This is a genomic window from Sorangium sp. So ce117 (assembly GCF_051524395.1).
In the GTDB taxonomy this organism is placed as follows: domain Bacteria; phylum Myxococcota_A; class Polyangia; order Polyangiales; family Polyangiaceae; genus Sorangium; species Sorangium cellulosum_B.
Genome location: NZ_CP150309.1, coordinates 10141716 through 10157673, shown reverse-complemented (window position 1 = coordinate 10157673; position 15958 = coordinate 10141716). Strand labels below are relative to the sequence as shown.

At 72.6% G+C, this 15958-nt stretch carries 11 protein-coding genes; 8 read left to right on the top strand and 3 right to left on the bottom strand.

Annotated features, from left to right (window positions below; all coding sequences use genetic code 11):
* The first annotated feature begins 19 nt into the window (after positions 1-19).
* The 3 genes from WMF46_RS38100 (at position 20) to WMF46_RS38090 (ending at position 4691) form a co-directional block, all read left to right on the top strand.
* Positions 20-748 (top strand): phytanoyl-CoA dioxygenase family protein, encoded by a 729-nt coding sequence (locus tag WMF46_RS38100; protein ID WP_437981714.1) that lies wholly within the window; start codon positions 20-22, stop codon positions 746-748.
* A 229-nt stretch (positions 749-977) separates the two neighbouring features.
* Positions 978-3728 carry a hypothetical protein gene (locus tag WMF46_RS38095; protein ID WP_437981713.1) on the top strand — a complete coding sequence of 917 codons (2751 nt, stop codon included), beginning with the start codon at positions 978-980 and terminating at the stop codon, positions 3726-3728.
* Between the two features lie 90 nt (positions 3729-3818).
* Positions 3819-4691 carry a DNA-formamidopyrimidine glycosylase family protein gene (locus WMF46_RS38090; RefSeq protein ID WP_437981712.1) on the top strand — a complete coding sequence of 291 codons (873 nt, stop codon included), beginning with the start codon at positions 3819-3821 and terminating at the stop codon, positions 4689-4691.
* A 13-nt stretch (positions 4692-4704) separates the two neighbouring features.
* Here the strand turns inward: WMF46_RS38090 and WMF46_RS38085 are convergent, their stop codons facing one another.
* The gene (locus WMF46_RS38085) at positions 4705-6741 is read right to left on the bottom strand and encodes a hypothetical protein (RefSeq protein ID WP_437981711.1); all 2037 of its coding nucleotides are present in this window, start codon (positions 6739-6741) and stop codon (positions 4705-4707) included.
* Positions 6742-7153: 412 nt separating this feature from the next.
* On the opposite strand from WMF46_RS38085, the gene WMF46_RS38080 reads away from it, so the two are divergent.
* Complete coding sequence (locus WMF46_RS38080) at positions 7154-7444, top strand: hypothetical protein (protein ID WP_437981710.1); 291 nt, start codon at positions 7154-7156, stop codon at positions 7442-7444.
* A 65-nt stretch (positions 7445-7509) separates the two neighbouring features.
* Positions 7510-8016 carry a LamG domain-containing protein gene (locus WMF46_RS38075; RefSeq protein WP_437981709.1) on the top strand — a complete coding sequence of 169 codons (507 nt, stop codon included), beginning with the start codon at positions 7510-7512 and terminating at the stop codon, positions 8014-8016.
* Positions 8017-8222: 206 nt separating this feature from the next.
* Here WMF46_RS38075 and WMF46_RS38070 read toward each other — a convergent pair whose 3' ends face one another.
* Positions 8223-8819 (bottom strand): hypothetical protein, encoded by a 597-nt coding sequence (locus WMF46_RS38070; RefSeq protein WP_437981708.1) that lies wholly within the window; start codon positions 8817-8819, stop codon positions 8223-8225.
* 683 nt (positions 8820-9502) lie between these two features.
* Between WMF46_RS38070 and WMF46_RS38065 the strand changes: the two genes are divergently transcribed.
* The 3 genes from WMF46_RS38065 (at position 9503) to WMF46_RS38055 (ending at position 15616) form a co-directional block, all read left to right on the top strand.
* A complete protein-coding gene (locus WMF46_RS38065; RefSeq protein WP_437981707.1) occupies positions 9503-13468 on the top strand; it encodes a serine/threonine-protein kinase in 3966 nt (1321 codons plus the stop codon).
* 324 nt (positions 13469-13792) lie between these two features.
* Positions 13793-14593: a hypothetical protein gene (locus tag WMF46_RS38060; protein ID WP_437981706.1), complete on the top strand. Its 801-nt coding sequence runs from the start codon at positions 13793-13795 to the stop codon at positions 14591-14593.
* A 120-nt stretch (positions 14594-14713) separates the two neighbouring features.
* The gene (locus WMF46_RS38055; protein WP_437981705.1) at positions 14714-15616 is read left to right on the top strand and encodes a LysR family transcriptional regulator; all 903 of its coding nucleotides are present in this window, start codon (positions 14714-14716) and stop codon (positions 15614-15616) included.
* Here the strand turns inward: WMF46_RS38055 and WMF46_RS38050 are convergent.
* The gene (locus tag WMF46_RS38050; protein ID WP_437544989.1) at positions 15597-15914 is read right to left on the bottom strand and encodes a putative quinol monooxygenase; all 318 of its coding nucleotides are present in this window, start codon (positions 15912-15914) and stop codon (positions 15597-15599) included. The genes WMF46_RS38055 and WMF46_RS38050 overlap by 20 nt on opposite strands.
* Between the last annotated feature and the right edge of the window lie 44 nt (positions 15915-15958).

The following is a 15958-nucleotide window of genomic DNA, read 5'->3' as shown; positions in this document are numbered from 1 at the left end:
TCCCCCGTGTCGCGAGGTCATGATGAGCACATCAACGAGAGATCGAATCGACGCCTTTCGCGCGCAAGGCTTCTTTATCATGCGCGCTTTCCTCGACATCGCCGAGCGCGCCGAGCTCCGTCGCGCGTGCGACGCCGCGCTCCTCCGCACACGAGCGCTCTCTCGGGAGACGGGTCACTCGACCCCCAGGATCTCGCTCCTCACGGACGGCGCGACCTGCTTTCAGGACGATCCTTTCGCGCTGGAGCTCATCTCCGCGTTCGTCGGCTCCCGGCGCGTCTGCGAGCTGCTCGCCGGCCTGTCGCGCTCGGGAGAGGAAGACGCCCCGCGCCTGAAGGACGCGCATTACTACCACGAGCAGACGAGGCGCGACTGGGACGGGGACTGGCACCGAGACAGCCAGTTCGGCCAATCCGATCCAGAAATCGAGCGCGCGATCGTCGCGACGACGACATCGGTCCACTTCCGGGTGGCGCTGGAAGACGACGATCGGCTCGAGATCGTCCCCGGCTCCCACGCCCGCTGGGACACCCCGGACGAGCTCCGGATCCGCAGGGGCGCCGACCGGACCACGCCGGACATGCCGAACGCCGCGCGCGTCGCCTTGCGCGCCGGAGACGCGTGTATCTTCCACGCGTGGTCGATTCACCGCGCAACGTACCTTCGGGCTCCTCCACGTCGCACGATCGACGCCCTCTACACCTTCGCTCGTCCGACCGTGCGTCAGTGGACGCCGCCGGCGATCTGAGGTGCGGTCGTCCGTCGCCCGGCGACCGCGGCGCCCGCCCTCTCGCCGTCCATCGATCCGCTGCGCCTGAGCGCCACCGCGGGCTGGGCGTTCTTCTGATCTTCTGAGCCCGGACCCGACCTCGCGAGCGCCGCCGCGGCCTCCGCGCGCGTGACCGGCGCGCGATCGGCGAGCAGGCACCCGGCGAGCTTACAGCAGCCGCGCGCGAGGTCGCCTATCCTTGCCGCCCATGGCGCCCCGCCTGCCCCTGCTCCACCGCCTCGCCGGCGGGCTGGAGACCCGCCCCGTCAAGGCCGCGATCTCGCTCCTGATCCTCGTCTCGGTCCTGCCCATCCAGGGCCTCGACGAGCAGCTCCGCCCGTATTTCCTGGCGATCTTCGGCGTCGAGCTCCTCTTCCGGGCCGTCCTCCTCCACCAGCGCGGGGACGGGCGGTCGCGCCTCGACGTGCTCCTCTTCGCCTTCGACATCATCGCCTGGGTCAGCTTCCTGCCGCTCGAGCGGCTCCTCGACGCGCACGCCGCCCACGCCCTCCCCATGCTGCGGCTCTCGCGGCTCTTCCTGCTCCTGCGCTTCACGCGCGAGATCGCGATCGACCTCTACGCGATCATGACGCGGCGCGAGCTGCTCGAGCAGTTCGGGCTCGTCACGCTGGCCGTCTGGGGGCTCGCGTTCGGCTCCTCCGTGCTGCTCAGCCACCTCGCGATCACGCACGACTACGATGGCCGCGGCCCGACCCCGGACACCGACTTCATCGACCGGATCTGGTGGTCTTTCCGGCAGATCGAGAGCGCCGACAACCTCGTCGAGAACCTCCGGGTCCACCCCATCGTGGCCGTCGTCTCGCTCGGCCTCACCATGGTGGGCGTCTTCATCACGTCGTTCATCATCGGCATCGGCGCCAACGTGGTCGACCAGGTCGTGCGCGCGGCGCGGCGGCGGCCGGTCCGCTACGCGGGGCACGCGCTCGTGATCGGCCCGGTGCACGAGGCCGAGATGCTGGTGCAGGAGTTCGTCCGGCTGTACGAGCGCCACCGCGCGCTCCGGAGCATCCGGCTCGCGGAGCTCTGGCTGTGGCTCATCCGCCGCGGGCCCCCGCCGACCCGCCACGCCCTGCCGCGGATGGCGCTCCTCGGCACCGAGGACGACCCGCCCGCCTACCTCTACGCGCCGGGGATGCGCTGGGTGAGCTACCGCCAAGGGGACAGCGCGCAGCCGGAGGCGCTCGAGCTCGTGGGCGCCGCCGAGGCGAAGCGGGCGCTGATCCTCGCGCGGCCCGACGCGGGGCCCGACGCCGACGCCCTGACGGCGATGACGCTCTCCTCGTTCCGGGCGCAGAACCCGCACGGCCACGTGTTCGTCGAGGTGCAGGAGAGCAAGAACCGCGATCTCATCCAGGAGGTGGGCGGGCCCGGGACACATCCGCTCGACATGCAGCGGTTCCTCGGCTTCTTCCTCTGCCAGCACCTGCTCACGCCAGGCGTGGAGTCCCTCTACACCGACCTCATGACCGCGGACGGCTCCGAGTTCTACACGCACATCTTCCTGGGTGAGGAGGCGGCCGGAGCCGTCGGCAAGCTCGGCAAGGCGCCGAAGCACGAGCTCTCGTTCTCGGACATGGCGCGCGCTGCCTACGAGAAGCAGGTGATCCTCGCCGGGGTGTTCCTCGGGGACGAGGCGGCGGTGCCGAAGCGCGAGGAGGGCAAGCTCGTGTCGGTCGAGGGGCTCGTGCCGTGGCTGAATCCGCTGCTCGATCCGCCCGAGGGGTCGCCGGCGTGGGCCCTCGGCGCGCGGGCGGGCCGGGTGCCGGCGCAGCGGCTCAGGGGGCTCATCGGCGTATCGGCGACGTATGCGCCGCTCCTGGACTACGGGGGAGAGCTCTACAGGGGGCGGGGGATCGAGCGCGCCGCGGCGCCGGACGGCGCGACGGCGGCGCACGCGTGGGCGGCGAAGCTCTCGCTGCACCTCGGCGAGATCGAGCGGGTGTTGATCGTCGGGTACAGCGCCGCGCTGCCCTCGCTGCTGCACGCGCTCGCGCGGTTCGTGCCGGGCGTCGAGGTGACGCTGGTCCTCGGGGAGCGCGGGGACGAGCGGATGCCGCTCCCCGATCGGCTCGCCTCGCTCGGCGTGACGCCCGGCCCGGGCGGCGCGCCGCCGGGCTCGGACGGGGCGATGCTCTCGCTCCCGCGCGGGGGCAGCGCGACGGTGTACACGCAGCACGGGCACGACCTCGCCTCGCTCGCGGTGCGCTGCGTGGCGCGCGGCGCGCCGCTCTCCGCGGCGGTGTTCCTGAGCGAGCCCGAGGGGCTCGATCGCGACGCCCGCACGGCGATGCGGGTCATCCGCTTCGCGCGGGCGCTGGCGAGCCGGGAGCTCGCCCACGGCGGGGCGCTGCATGTGCTCGCGGAGTTCTCCTCGGTGGCGAAGGGCGAGCACGTCCGGAGCCTCCTTGCCCCCGACAAGTGCGGCCTGGCCGTGCGGGTCAGCCTCGTCAGCACCGAGCGCATCAAGAACTATTTCATGGTCCACAGCGCCTTCGTGCCGGGAGTAACGGCTCTTTACGATGAGCTCCTCGGCGAGGGCGGGCAGGACCTCGTCCGCATCGAGGCGCCGCCGCCCGACGCGGCGGGGCAGGCGGGCGGCGAGCTCCGCTTCGACGACATCCGGTCGGCGCTCGAGCCCCGGGGCGCCATCCCCATCGCGCTGGAGGTCGAGGAGCCGAAGGAGGACCAGCCCGGCGGCGCGAGCCCCGTCGCGCAGCGGGGCGAGCCCCGGGGCGCGAGCCATGTCGCGCCGCCGGGCGAGCGCAGGGTCGTGCACCTGAACCCGCCGCCGGAGAAGGCCTTCAAGACGGCGCTCATCCGCGTCGTGTACGCGCTCGCACGGCGCCAGGATCTCGTGATCCAGGGGGCGCAGCGGCCGAGGCGGGGCGACGCCGGCGAGCCCGCGCTCGGCGAGGAGTCCCCGCGGATCAGCGCGTGATCAGCGCGTGATCAGCGCGCCGCCGCGCCTCTTTTTCGCGCCTCGCCCGAAGTCGCGCGATCTTCGCGGCGAGATCTGTATCCTGGAGGCGTGCCCGAGCGCCCGGACCTGGAGTACGTCGTTCCGATCCTCGCGCGCGAGCTCGCGGGCGCGGCCGTGGCCGCGGCGCGGGCCGAGAACTCGGTGGTGCTGCACGTCCTGCTCCCGGAGCGCCTCGACGCGCTCTTGCCGGGCGCGGCGATCCGGCGCGTGGCGCGGCGGGCGCACGCCGTGGTCTTCGAGCTCGACGGGGCGCGTGCGTTCGATCTCGTGATCTCCCCGATGCTGGCAGGGCGGTTCTCGATCACGCGGCCAGGAGAGACGCGAATTCCGACCGATCTCGCCTTCTCGCTGACCCTCGGGGACGGCCGCGAACTCAGGGTCCGAGACGACGTGCAGATGAGCAAGGTCTACGTGCTCGCGCGGGGCGATTTCGACAGGATCCCCGGGCTCCAGCGCGTCGGCCTCGACGTCCTCGATCCCCGGGTGTTCACGCAGGAGGCGTTCCGCGCCGCCGCGCGCGGGCGGCGCGACCTCGCCAAGGATTTCCTGATGGACGGGACGGCGCTCGACTCGATGGGAGACTCGTACGCCGACGAGGTGCTCTTCGAGGCAAGGATCCACCCGAAGGCGACGGTCCAGAGCCTCTCCGAGGAGGAGACCGACCGCCTGCACGTGGCGATCGCCCGTGTCCTCGGCGACGCGACCCGGACGATCGCCCGGCGCGCGCCGGCGCTGGACGAGCGGCTGCGCGACTTCCTGAAGGTCCGCGGGCGCCCGGGCCAGCCGTGCCCGCGCTGCGGCGACAAGCTCCGTCGCGCGAGCGTCCACGGGCACGACGCGATCTTCTGCCCGGCCTGCCAGCCCGAGGCGCGGAGGAGCGCAGTGGGGGATCCGCGCCGCGCCCGCCGGGAGCCGGGCTGAGGCGAGGCTGGCGTCACAGCGCTTCCGGCAGCGGCTCCGGCGGCGCGAGCCCCGCGCTCTTCGCCCTGCACGGGACGCTGACGCCCTGACAGCCGCACTGGTTCTGGCCGCCGTCGGTGATCTTGCCCGCCGTGCCGCTCTCCGCCTCGACGTTGAGATCGATGAAGTTGCACTCGATGGTGCTGCGCGCGAGCGCCACCGAGGCGCCGAAGCTCGCGACGGCGGCGCCGTCGCTCGCCTCGATGCGCACGCCGGTCAACGTGGCCTCCGAGTCGCCGGGGTCCTTGACGATCGTGACGCCGTTTCCCTGGAGCCCATCGGCTGAGCTCCGCGTACCGCGGATCGTCGTCTCCTCCAGGGTGGCCACAGATCCGAAGAGGGCGAGCCCCGAATCGACGCTCTCCTCGACGAGCGACGACCGGAGCACGAGGCCGCTCCGCCCGTCCGGCGCGTCGAGCGCGTGGACCTCGATCCCCCGGCCGAAACGCCCGTCCGACGCCTGCGGGAGCGTGCGGCGGACCGCGACCCGCTCCAGCGTCGCGTCGGCGCCCTCGATGAAGACACCCGCGGTGCGGCTCCCCTCGATCACCGAGCCGCGCGCCGTGACGTCGCCGCGCCGCGCGCCGCGGGAGGCCACCGCGAGCCCGACGCCGTGTTTCCCGTCCCCGTCGCGCGGCAGGGTGTCGCGCACGAGCACGCCGTCGAGCGAGGCGTCGGAGCTCAGGATGGCGACGCCCACGTAGCGGCTCTGCTCGACGACCACGCGTTGCAGGGTCGCCTCGGAGCGCAGGCCCTCCTCGAGGTCGGCGGCGATGTAGATGCCCCACCCCGTCGCCAGCTTGTCCGGGTAAGGCCGCGTGTCGCGCACGACCGTATCCTCGACGACGGCGGACGAGCCCTGGACCCAGATCCCCGCCTCCTCATTGGCCTCGAGGACGCTGCGCCTGAAGGTCACCTGGCTCGGCTGGCCCCGGCTGTTCCGGATGGCCAGCACGCCCATCCCGGCGGCGTTGGTGTCGATTCCGGTGCTGTCGCGGATCACGCTCTCCTCGACGAGCGCCACGGAGGCGATGAGGTACAGGCCGACTCCGTGGCTCTGCTCGATGAGGGATGCGCGTATCGTGATCGAGGCGGCCGTGTTGCCCTCTCCCCTGTTCGCGCCGACGCCCGTCCCCTCGACCTCGCCGGACTCGAGGGTTCCTCGCACGACGGACGACTCGAGGGCGAGCTCGGCGCCCGCGCTGTGCACGCCGACCCGATGGGCCCCTTCGACGAGCGAGCCACGGACGGTGAGCGCCGCCGGGCCTTGCTCGTTGTCCACCTTGATGCCCTGGGCGCCCGCGCCGGCCACCCAGACCTCGTCGATCACGACGCCGATCGAGCCCGAGACCAGGATACCTTGCCCCGCGCTGCGGATCGCGACGCCCCGTATCTCGGCCGCGTCGGCGCCCGCGCCGACGTCGATGGCCGCGGCCGTGTCCGGCCCCGCCCCGGCGATCTCGACGAGCGCCGGGCACCTCCCCCACAGCCGTACTGGCTTGTCGACGATCACGTCCTCTGGATACGTACCCGCGGCGATCGCGACGACCGCTCCGGGCGCGGCCGCGCGGAGGCCCTCGCCGACGGTCGTCCACGGCCTCTCCGGCGTGCCATCGGAGTCGCCCCCTGCATAGGCGCCGTCGACGTGCTGGGTCTCCTCGTCCAGGGCGATGTCGCCCCATGGCGCCTCACCGCACGGCGCGACCTCGCGACAGGCGGTCTCCCCCGGCACGGCCATCGTCCCCGCAGGGCAGGGGGCATCCGGCAGGACAGGCGCGCACGCTCGGTCGCCCGGCGTGAAGCCGGCGCCGCAGGCCTCGGGCGGGATGCCCGCGGGCTCGCACCCAGAATCGGTCGTGCGCTCGCCGGCCGCGCACCCCGGCGCGGCCGCCCCTCCTCCTCCGCCGCCGTCAGGCGTCGCGTCCGGCCGAGGTGGGGGGGCCTCCCTGTCGCAGCCAGCCAGGAGCCACGTCGCCGTGAGCAGCAGGAGCGGAGCCCTGTGTCGGTCCATGAATCCGTCCATGAACCGGAGCACGACGTCGAGCAACAGTCTACTTGTCGTCCACCACCGTAAAAAACGCCGACCCGTCCGCGCTCACGGTCTTCTCTTTGCTCGAACGCGACCAGGAGACGCGGAGGCTTCACAGGAGAGAGCAGCGAGCGACCGCCATGCACTCCGCGCCTCTTCTTCTGCGCCGCTGTGGTGCATTTTTCTTCTCACTGCATCGTCGTGCGGCGTGAGTCGAGCCTTTGTGCGAGGCACGGTGACAGGGAGCGGCGTTCTGAGCTACGCTGAGCGCCCCGCAGGAAACGCAGCATGCTTTGCAAATCTTATCACTCTGCACATCGCCTGGCCGGCGTCGCCGTGCTTCTTCTGTCGCTGCCTGGCTGCGCCCTCGACACGAGAGGCACAGGCGGCTCAGGTGAATCCGAAGCTCAACCCGGAGGACCTGGCGGCGCTCCCGCTGGAGAACCCGGCGGAGCCATCGCCGGACAGCCTGACGGCGCTCCCGTCGAAGAGCCTGGCGGCGCTCCCGTCGAAGAGCCGGGCGGCGGGCCGGCGGAAGAACCCGGCGGAACGCCGACGGAAGAACCCGGCGGCGATCAGGTCGAACAGCCCGGCGGGGATCCGGTCGAAGAACCCGGCGGCGCTCAGGTCGAAGAGCCCGGCGGCGCTCCCAAGCCGCTGTGCGGGGCGGCGGCTCCATCGCTGATCGCGTGCTTCGCGTTCGAGGGGAACCCCGACGACGCCTCGCAGCATCACTTCACGCCCGAGCGGGTGCGCAGCCTGCACTACGCGCCTGGCCGGGCCGGGCAGGCGCTCTCGGTGACGATGGGGAGCAAACTCTACTTCCGCCACGACGCCGCATGGACCGCCTCCGCGATGACCATCGATGTCTGGATCAACCCCGCCTCTCTCCCCGAGAAGCGGCGATACACCGTGATCGACAGCGGCGGGAAGCCTTCGCTCTTCCTGATGCCGGGCGGACAGATCCGCTGCACCATGGGCGTCGAGCGGAACGTGGCTTACCCCATCGTTCCCGGGCAGTGGACGCACGTCGCCTGTCTCTCCGACGGCCAGACGCAGAGCCTCTACGTGAACGGCGTCGAGGTCGATCGGAGCCCCTCAGGCCCGGTGATCGCCTCCGGCGAACAGCCCGTCCACATCGGCTCGGACGAGCCCTCGGGGGAAGACGAGTTCAACGGGCTGCTCGACAGCCTCCGCATCTTCGGCCGGACGCTCACGCCCCAGGAGATCTGCGCGGCTGCCGGCGGCGGCTGCTGATCTGCGCCGTCCGGCGCGCGCCCGACGGGGGCTCTGGCCCGCGGGTCGGCTCATGGCCGCCGCCGCGGGCCGGCTTCATGGCCGGCGCCGCACAGCGGCAGGCGAGCCCCGGCGCGACCGGCCAGGGCTGCCGCAAGAAGGCGCGCTCTCGGCGCGCGCAAGGAAGAGTGGAGGGAGGGAAGAGGGCGGGAGAGGAGAGAAGCGCCTCAGAAAGCGGCGTCGCGGAGCTTCTCTTTGTACTCCGCCTTGTACAGATCGTGGCAGGCCTTGCAGCTCGCCTTGGCACCGTCGATGTCGCCCTTCTTGGCCTTCGCGATGCCGTCGTTCGAGATCGCGACCCACTTGTCCATGCCCTTCGGCGGCCGCTTCGCCACGTACTCCAGCGCCTCCGCGATCTTCGCGGCGTCGCCGCTCGTGGTCGCCGATTGCATCACCGACTTCATCCAGCCCTGCATCGGACAGGCCTTCTGTCCTTTTGCACCGCAGCCGAAATCCTTCTTCTCGGCGACGGATGCGGGGAGGTCCGCGGTCCCGCCAGCGGCCCACGCGGCTCCAGCAAAGCCAATGCCGACGGTCATCAACACGGCACTCATCAGCTTCTTGCTCATCGACATCCGACGTCTCCTGTGGGTAAGGGCAAGCGCAGCGAGAGACATTGCAGCTCCGCGGGTGGAAGTCAACAGCCCACCTTGGTCGCCGAGCCAGCTCGCGAACGCCACCCAGGCGGAGACGGCGTCGGGGGACAAGATCTTCATCACAAACGCCGCGGAGGCGAAGATAACGTCAGGAGAGAAAAACTTCATTCATGATGTCCGCCCAGCGCCGTCTCCGTCCTCGCTCGCACCGCGCAGACGTCCTGACGCCACGCAGCGGCCGGAGGTGCCGGGCCGCCGGCGAGCGCGCCTCTGGGCCGCCCTCCGGGCGCGCGCCGCCTCCTTGCCGCTCGAGCGCGCCCACCCTGGGCGCCGTGGGCGGGGTCTCGCCTTCGTCGATGGCGCAGGCAGGTCTCTTCGCCGGCGCGATGACGAGGTCCGCGATGCGCCAGACCGACCCATCGACACGACGCGACTACGTAGCTTATCGACAGGGCGCGATGCGCCCTTGGATGCCTTTCAGGTGCCTTGAACCGAGCCCGCAGAACACGGCACCCGGGGCGCCCTCTCCGGCGCCGGGGAGCCGTTCGCCCATCACGGGCGCCCTCGTCGTCGATGGCTTACCTGCGCTCGGCGCACCACCCGGACGGCCTGGGCACACGCGCGTATCCGTCGAGAACCCCTCGTTCGCGCCGCCGGTCGGCCAGCGCGTCCGCGGAGCCGGTCCTCCCAGGGCGCCCCGGCGTGTTCTTCGTGAGACTCCAGCGCTGACGCGCCGCATCGCGCGGTCGATCCGGTCGCGACCGCCGCGGAGGTGAGTCGCCATACCATCCCGGGCCTGTATCCAGACCAGGAGGGCGGCGCGCGTGATATCGCTGGATTCACGGCCGTTGATGCGCGTCGGAGAGATCGTCGACGAGCGGTTCCAGATCGAGGGCCTCGCGGGCTCGGGCGGGATGGGGCACGTCTACCGGGCGCGCGACCGGCGAAGCGGCGACACGGTGGCTCTCAAGGTGCTTCGCCGCGCCGACAAGGGTGAGCTCAGCCGCTTCTCCTGCGAGGTGGAGGCGCTCTCGGCGCTGCGCGTCCCCGGCGTCGTCCGGTACATCGCCCACGGCGTCGCGGCGGGTGGCAAGCCGTATCTGGTGATGGAGTGGCTCGCCGGGGAGACGCTCGCCGAGCGCATCGCGCGGCGAGGGCTCACCCCCGCCGAGAGCGTCGACGTCGTCGCGCGGATCGCGGAGACGCTCGGCGCCCTCCACGGGCAGGGCGTCGTGCACCGCGACCTCAAGCCGAGCAACCTGGTCCTCGTCGAGGGGCGGCTCGATCGCGCGATGGTGCTCGACTTCGGGATCGCGCGCTTCCGGATCGATCAGCAGCTCACCCTGCCGGGCACCGTCCTCGGGACCCCGGAGTACATGGCGCCCGAGCAGGCGCGCGGCGAGCGGCGCGTCGACGCCCGCGCCGACGTGTTCGCGCTCGGCTGCGTGCTCTTCAAGTGCCTCACCGGGCGCGCCGCCTTCCAGGGCGCCGGGGCGCTCGCCGTGATGGTCAAGGTGCTGCTCGACGAGCCGCCGCGCCTCCGCGAGGTCCGCCCCGACCTGCCGGACGACCTCGACGCCCTCGTCACCAGGATGCTCGCGAAGCAGCCAGACGGGCGTCCCCGCGACGGCGCGGTCGTCGCCGAGGAGCTCCGCGCGATCGACCTCAGCCGCGCCGGCGCCGCGGACGGCGCCCACCCTGCCGCGCTGGCGCCCGTCCTGGAGCTCACGAGCAGCGAGCGGCGCGTCACGTGCCTCGTGCTCGCGCACGAGCGCTCGGCGCCCGAGGACGTGACGCGCTCGCAGGAGGAGGAGCAGGCGCGGGCGACGGGCCGCGCCGACGAGCTCTACGCGCTCGCCGAGCGCTACCAGGGTCAGATCGAGCTCATCGACGCGAGATCGCCGCTGCTGGTGCTGACGAGCGCCGAGGCGGCCACCGATCTCGCCGCGCAGGCCGCGCGCTGCGCGCTCTCGCTGCGCGCGTTGCTCGGCGGCGCGCAGGTCTCGCTCGTGACCGGCCGGGCCGAGCTGACGTCGCGCATCCCGATGGGCGAGCTCATCGACCGGGCGGTCCAGCTCCTGCCGTCGCGCGGCGAGCCGGGCGCGGTCGCCGCGGTGCGCATCGACGAGGTGACGGCGGGGCTGCTGGGCGGCCGGTTCGAGACGAGCTGCGAGGGCGGCGCGCGCTTCCTCCACGGGGCGCGGGACGACCTCAGGGTGACGTCGGCGCCGGCGCTGCTCGGCAAGCCGGTGGCGTGCTTCGGGCGGGAGCGGGAGCTCGCGGTGCTGACCGCGGAGCTCGATCGGAGCACCGAGGAGTCGACCTCCGGCGCGCTGCTGGTGGTCGCGGCGGCCGGCATGGGCAAATCGCGGCTGCGGCAGGAGTTCCTCGAGACGGTGTCGGCGCGCAATACGCGAGCGGCCGACCGCGCGCGCGGCGGGGGCGGCGCCGACCTGGCGGACGGCGCCCCCGTGGAGGTGTGGATCGGCCAGGGGGACCCGATGAGCTCGGGCTCGGCGTTCGGCCTCCTGTCGCGCGCGCTGCGGAGCGCGATGGGCATCGTCGACGGCGAGCCGCTGGAGGAGCGGCGGCGCAAGGTGAGGGCGCGGGTCGAGCGGCACCCGGAGCTCGACGTCGGGCGCGTCAGCGCCTTCCTTGGCGAGCTCCTGGGCGCGCCGTTCCCGGACGACGACATCCGGGTCGGCGCGGCGCGGCGCAACCGGCAGCTGATGGGCGATCAGCTGCGGCTGTCGTGGGAGGAGTTCATCCGGGCCGAGTGCGCGAGGCAGCCCGTGCTGCTGATCCTCGAGGACCTGCAGTGGGGCGACCTGCCCACCCTGACGATGGTGGAGGCGGCGCTCCGGAGCCTGCGGGATCTGCCGTTCCTGGTGCTGGGGCTGGCCCGGCCCGAGGTGCACGAGGCCTTCCCGGGGCTGTCTCAGGGGCGCTTCGGCAACCAGATGATGCTGCCGCCGCTCACGCGCCGGGCGAGCGAGCGGCTGGTGCGGGCCGCGCTGGGCGACGAGGCGAGCGCGGAGCTCGTGGCCACGCTGGTGGACCGGGCGGACGGCAACCCGTTCTACCTGGAGGAGCAGGTCCGCGCGGTGGCGGCCGGCCACGGCGCGGACCTGCCGGAGACGGTGCTGGCGATGGTGCAGGCGCGCATCGAGGCGCTCGACGCCGAGGCGCGGCGCGTGCTGCGGGCCGCGAGCGTGTTCGGCCAGGCGTTCTGGCCGAGCGCGGTGAGCGCGCTGCTCGGGGGCGCGGTGGTGACGCGCTGGCTCTCGGAGCTGGAGCGCCGTGAGGTGGTCCACCGGCGCGGCCCCGGGCGGCTGCGGGGAGAGGTCGAGTACCGCTTCCGGCACGCGCTGGTGCGCGAGGCGGCGTACGGGATGCTGACGGAGGCCGACCGGCGGCTGGGCCACGCGCTGGCGGGCGCCTGGCTGGAGGGCGCGGGCGAGCCCGACGCGATGGCGCTCGCGGAGCACTTCGAGCGCGGCGCCGTGCCCGCGCGGGCCGCGGCGGCGTACCTGCGCGCGGCGCAGCACGCCCTGGAGGGCAACGATCTCGGCGCCGCGATCGCGCGGGCCGAGCGCGGGCTCGAGTGCGCGCCGGAGCCCGCGGTGGTGGGGGCGCTCCGGCTGGTCCAGGCCGAGGCGCACATATGGCGGGGCGACCTCGCGCTGGCCGAGGAGCGGGGGACGGACGCGGCGCGGCACCTCGCGCCCGGCTCGGCGCCGTGGTTCGCGGCCGTCACGCAGGCCGTCGCGGCCGCGAGCAAGCTGGGCGGCTTCGACCGCGTGGAGCGGTGGATGGGCGCGGCGGTCGTCGTCACCGCCTCGCAGGGCGCGGAGAGCGCGAGGAGCACCTGTCTCTGCATGGGCGCCTCGACCCTGGCCTTCGCCGGACGGCCTGCGATCGTCGACGGGCTCATCGCGGAGGTGGAGCGCGCCATGGGCGACGGGGCGTCGACCGGCGCCGGCACGGGGGCCGAGGTGGCCGCGGGGCTGCACCAGGCGCGCGCTTTCCGCGCGATGAGCGGGGGCGATCCCGGCGCCTGCGTCACCGGCCTGGAGGCCGCGCTCGTGGCATTCGAGCAGGTCGGCGACCGGCGCAACGCGTGCATCACCCGCGCGAACCTGGGCTATTCCTACGGCGAGCTCGGCGACTTCGGCGGCGCCGAGGCGGCGCTCCGCTCCGTGCTGGAGGCCACGGAGCGGATGGGTCTGCACGAGGTGGCGGCGGCGGCGCAGGCCAGCCTCGGGCAGGTCCTCGCCTACCGCGGCAGGCTCACCGAGGCGCGGGCCGTCGAGGAGGCGGCCCTCGCCTCGAGCCAGCGGCTGGGCGACCCGCGCGCCGAGGTGGTGTCGCGCTCGTACCTCGCAAAGATAGCCCTGCTCGCCGGCGACCTCGCGGGCGCGGAGCGCGAGGCGCGCCTCGCCGAGGCGCTGGAGAGCGCGTCGCCGTTCCGCGTCACGGCCATGGCGATCCGCGCCCGGGCGCTGATCGGGCTGGGGCGCGCCGCCGAGGCGCTCGCGGCCGCCGGCGAGGCCCTGGCAGCGCTCGAGTCGCTCGGCGGGATCGAAGAGGGCGAGTCGATGATCCGGCTGGTCCACGCGGAGGCGTTCTCCGCGGTCGGCGACGCGGCCAGCGCGGCGGTCGCCATCTCCTCGGCGCGCGACAAGCTGCTCGACCGGGCCGCCGGCGTCCGCGATCCCGAGTGGCGCGGGCGCTTTCTCTCACACGTTCCGGACAACGCCCGCACCCTGGAGCTCGCATCGCAGTGGGTCGGAGCTGGGCGGAACCGCCGGAACTGAATGTGGCCGAACGTGACTGAACGTGACTGAACGTGGCCGAACGTGGCCGAACGTGACTGAACGTGACGGAACGTGACGGAACGTGACTAATTGTTGCTGTCCCACGGAGGAATCCGCGGAGGACGTGCAATTTAATGGCTGACAGTCGAAGTGGTTTGCCGTACCCTGATCGTTGACGTGGAGAGTTCCCGGCTGTCGTTGTGTTGAGCGACGCGCCGGAGGGCGTGCTGTGATCGGGGAGCGTGGGCGCTCCCCTTGGCTCGCTACCTGAGGTCTCATCACGTGAAAACCAGGGCTGTACTTGGGTGCGCAGGCATCCTCTTCGTGGCTACCGGCTGCGTCGCGCCCGAGCAGGCGCTCGAAGCGGCGGATGAAACAGAGGAGCTCGGATCGAGCGCTGACGAGCTCGCGACCGGCAATGCGCTGAGCGCGAATGCGCTGAGCGCGAATGCGCTGAGCGCGAATGCGTTGAGCGTCAACGCGCTCAGCGTGAACGCGCTGAGCCCGGTGGCGGCCTCCGCTCTCAGGGATCCTGGCGCGAGGGGCGATCTCTTCCGGTCGCTCGTGAAGTACACGGTCAGCTGCGCGCTCAAGGAGTCGCAGTCGTTCCGTTTCTCCTGGACCGACCGCGCGGGCGCGACCCACAAGGAGGTCTATCCCGGACACCTCGGCCTCGCGCCCCGGTGGGACCGGCGCCCGCTCGACGACGAGGGCAAGCGGATGGTCTCCGCGTGCCTCGCCGCCCACACGAACCGTTATGGAGTCTCGGTCAGCATCTCGATGCGCTCCCGACAGAACCCGCTGCATCACGAGGTCGGGTGCGACGAGCTCGACGATTACCCTCATGTCGAAGGGGCCTTCTGGGGGAACCTCTTCACGGAGACGCCGTACCTGCGCGCCTGTTACAACCCGGCGAACGTCGATGTCGCGCGCGCGGCGAAGCGCGACTGCGCCGCGGGCCAGCTCGGCGCCGACGGCGATCTCGATGGCTGCGGGATGATCGAGATCGTCGGGCGCTGCAAGGAGTACTGCGGCAAGCTCAACCGCTCCGGGGAGTATTACAAGGAATGCGATGATCCGGAGTTCGGCGAGACGCGCTATGTGATCACCACCGCGCTGCGGTGACCCTTGCCCTCCCGAGGGGGGGCCGCCGGTCGTCTTCTACCTCGGCAGCCCTGATCGGAGCCGAGCGAACGCGCCGCCCTCCCTGGCGCGGGCGGCGTCGCCGGGCGAAGATGCGCGGCCATGGAGATGCATCAGGTCCGGTATTTCCTTGCGGTGACCGAGACCCGCAGCTTCACGCGCGCGGCCGAGCGGTGCGCGGTCTCGCAGCCCGCGCTCACGGCCGCCATCAAGAAGCTCGAGGAGGAGCTCGGCGGGCCGCTCGTCCTGCGCGAGCGCGGCGGCGCCAAGCTCACGGCGCTGGGGCAGCGCGTGCTGCCGCGGCTCCAGCGGCTGCGGGACGAGATGCAGGCCGTCCAAGTGATCGCGGACAACCACCGGCGGCTCAAGCAGGTGCCGCTCCGTGTGGGCATCCTCTGCACCATCGGGCCCGCGCGGCTCGCGGGCTCGCTGGCGGCGTTCCGCGCGGAGGCGCCGGGGGTGGAGCTGGAGATCGTGGTGGCCGTGCAGGGTGAGCTCCTGCGGCGGCTGGAGGAGGCCGAGGTCGACGTCATCGTCTCGAACCTCGGCGACGCTGTCCCGGACTGGTGCGTTGTGGCGCCCCTCTACGAGGAGCGCTACGTCGTGGTCCTCCCGCCCGGCCACCACCTGGCCGGGCGCGAGGGCCTGCGGCTCGAGGATCTGGACGGCGAGCCCTACCTCGATCGGCTCGCCTGCGAGATGCGCGAGCAGGTGACGGGCGTGTGCGCCGCGCGGCGCGTGGACCTGTACGCGGCGTACCGGACCGATCGGGAGGACTGGGTCCAGAGCCTGGTCCACGCGGGGCTGGGTTTTGCCTTCATGCCCGAGCACTCGGTGCTCCTGACGGGCGCGTCTCAGCGCCCGCTCGTCGACCCGGCCCTCCGTCGCACCGTCGCGCTGGTGCGCTCGGGCGATCGCACGCCGGCGCCGGGCTTGCAGCTCTTCTGGGACGCGCTGCTCTCGCGCGCTGCCCGGGCGCGGCCGGTCAACCCTTCGCGGCGATGATGTCCACGTGCTCGATGACGGGCGGCGCGGCGAGCAGCTCCGGCGCCTTGGCCATGAGCGCTGCCGCGATGCGGCCTGCGAGGTGCTCCTTGCGCCCCACCTCGTCCGCGAAGGTATCGAAAATGCCGAACGTCGACGGCCCGATGCGCAGCGCGAACCAGTGAATCGTCCGCGGCTCCTCGGCGGCGAGGCCGACGGCGGAGCGGAGGAGCGCCTCGACCTCGGCCTCCTTGCCGGGCTTGGCCTCGATGCGGGCCAGGAGGGAGAGCGTCACGGCGGTCGGGGAAGCAGCGGTCATGAGATCCTCCTCTTCGGCGGCGCACGGCGCGCCGCGTTTCGGTG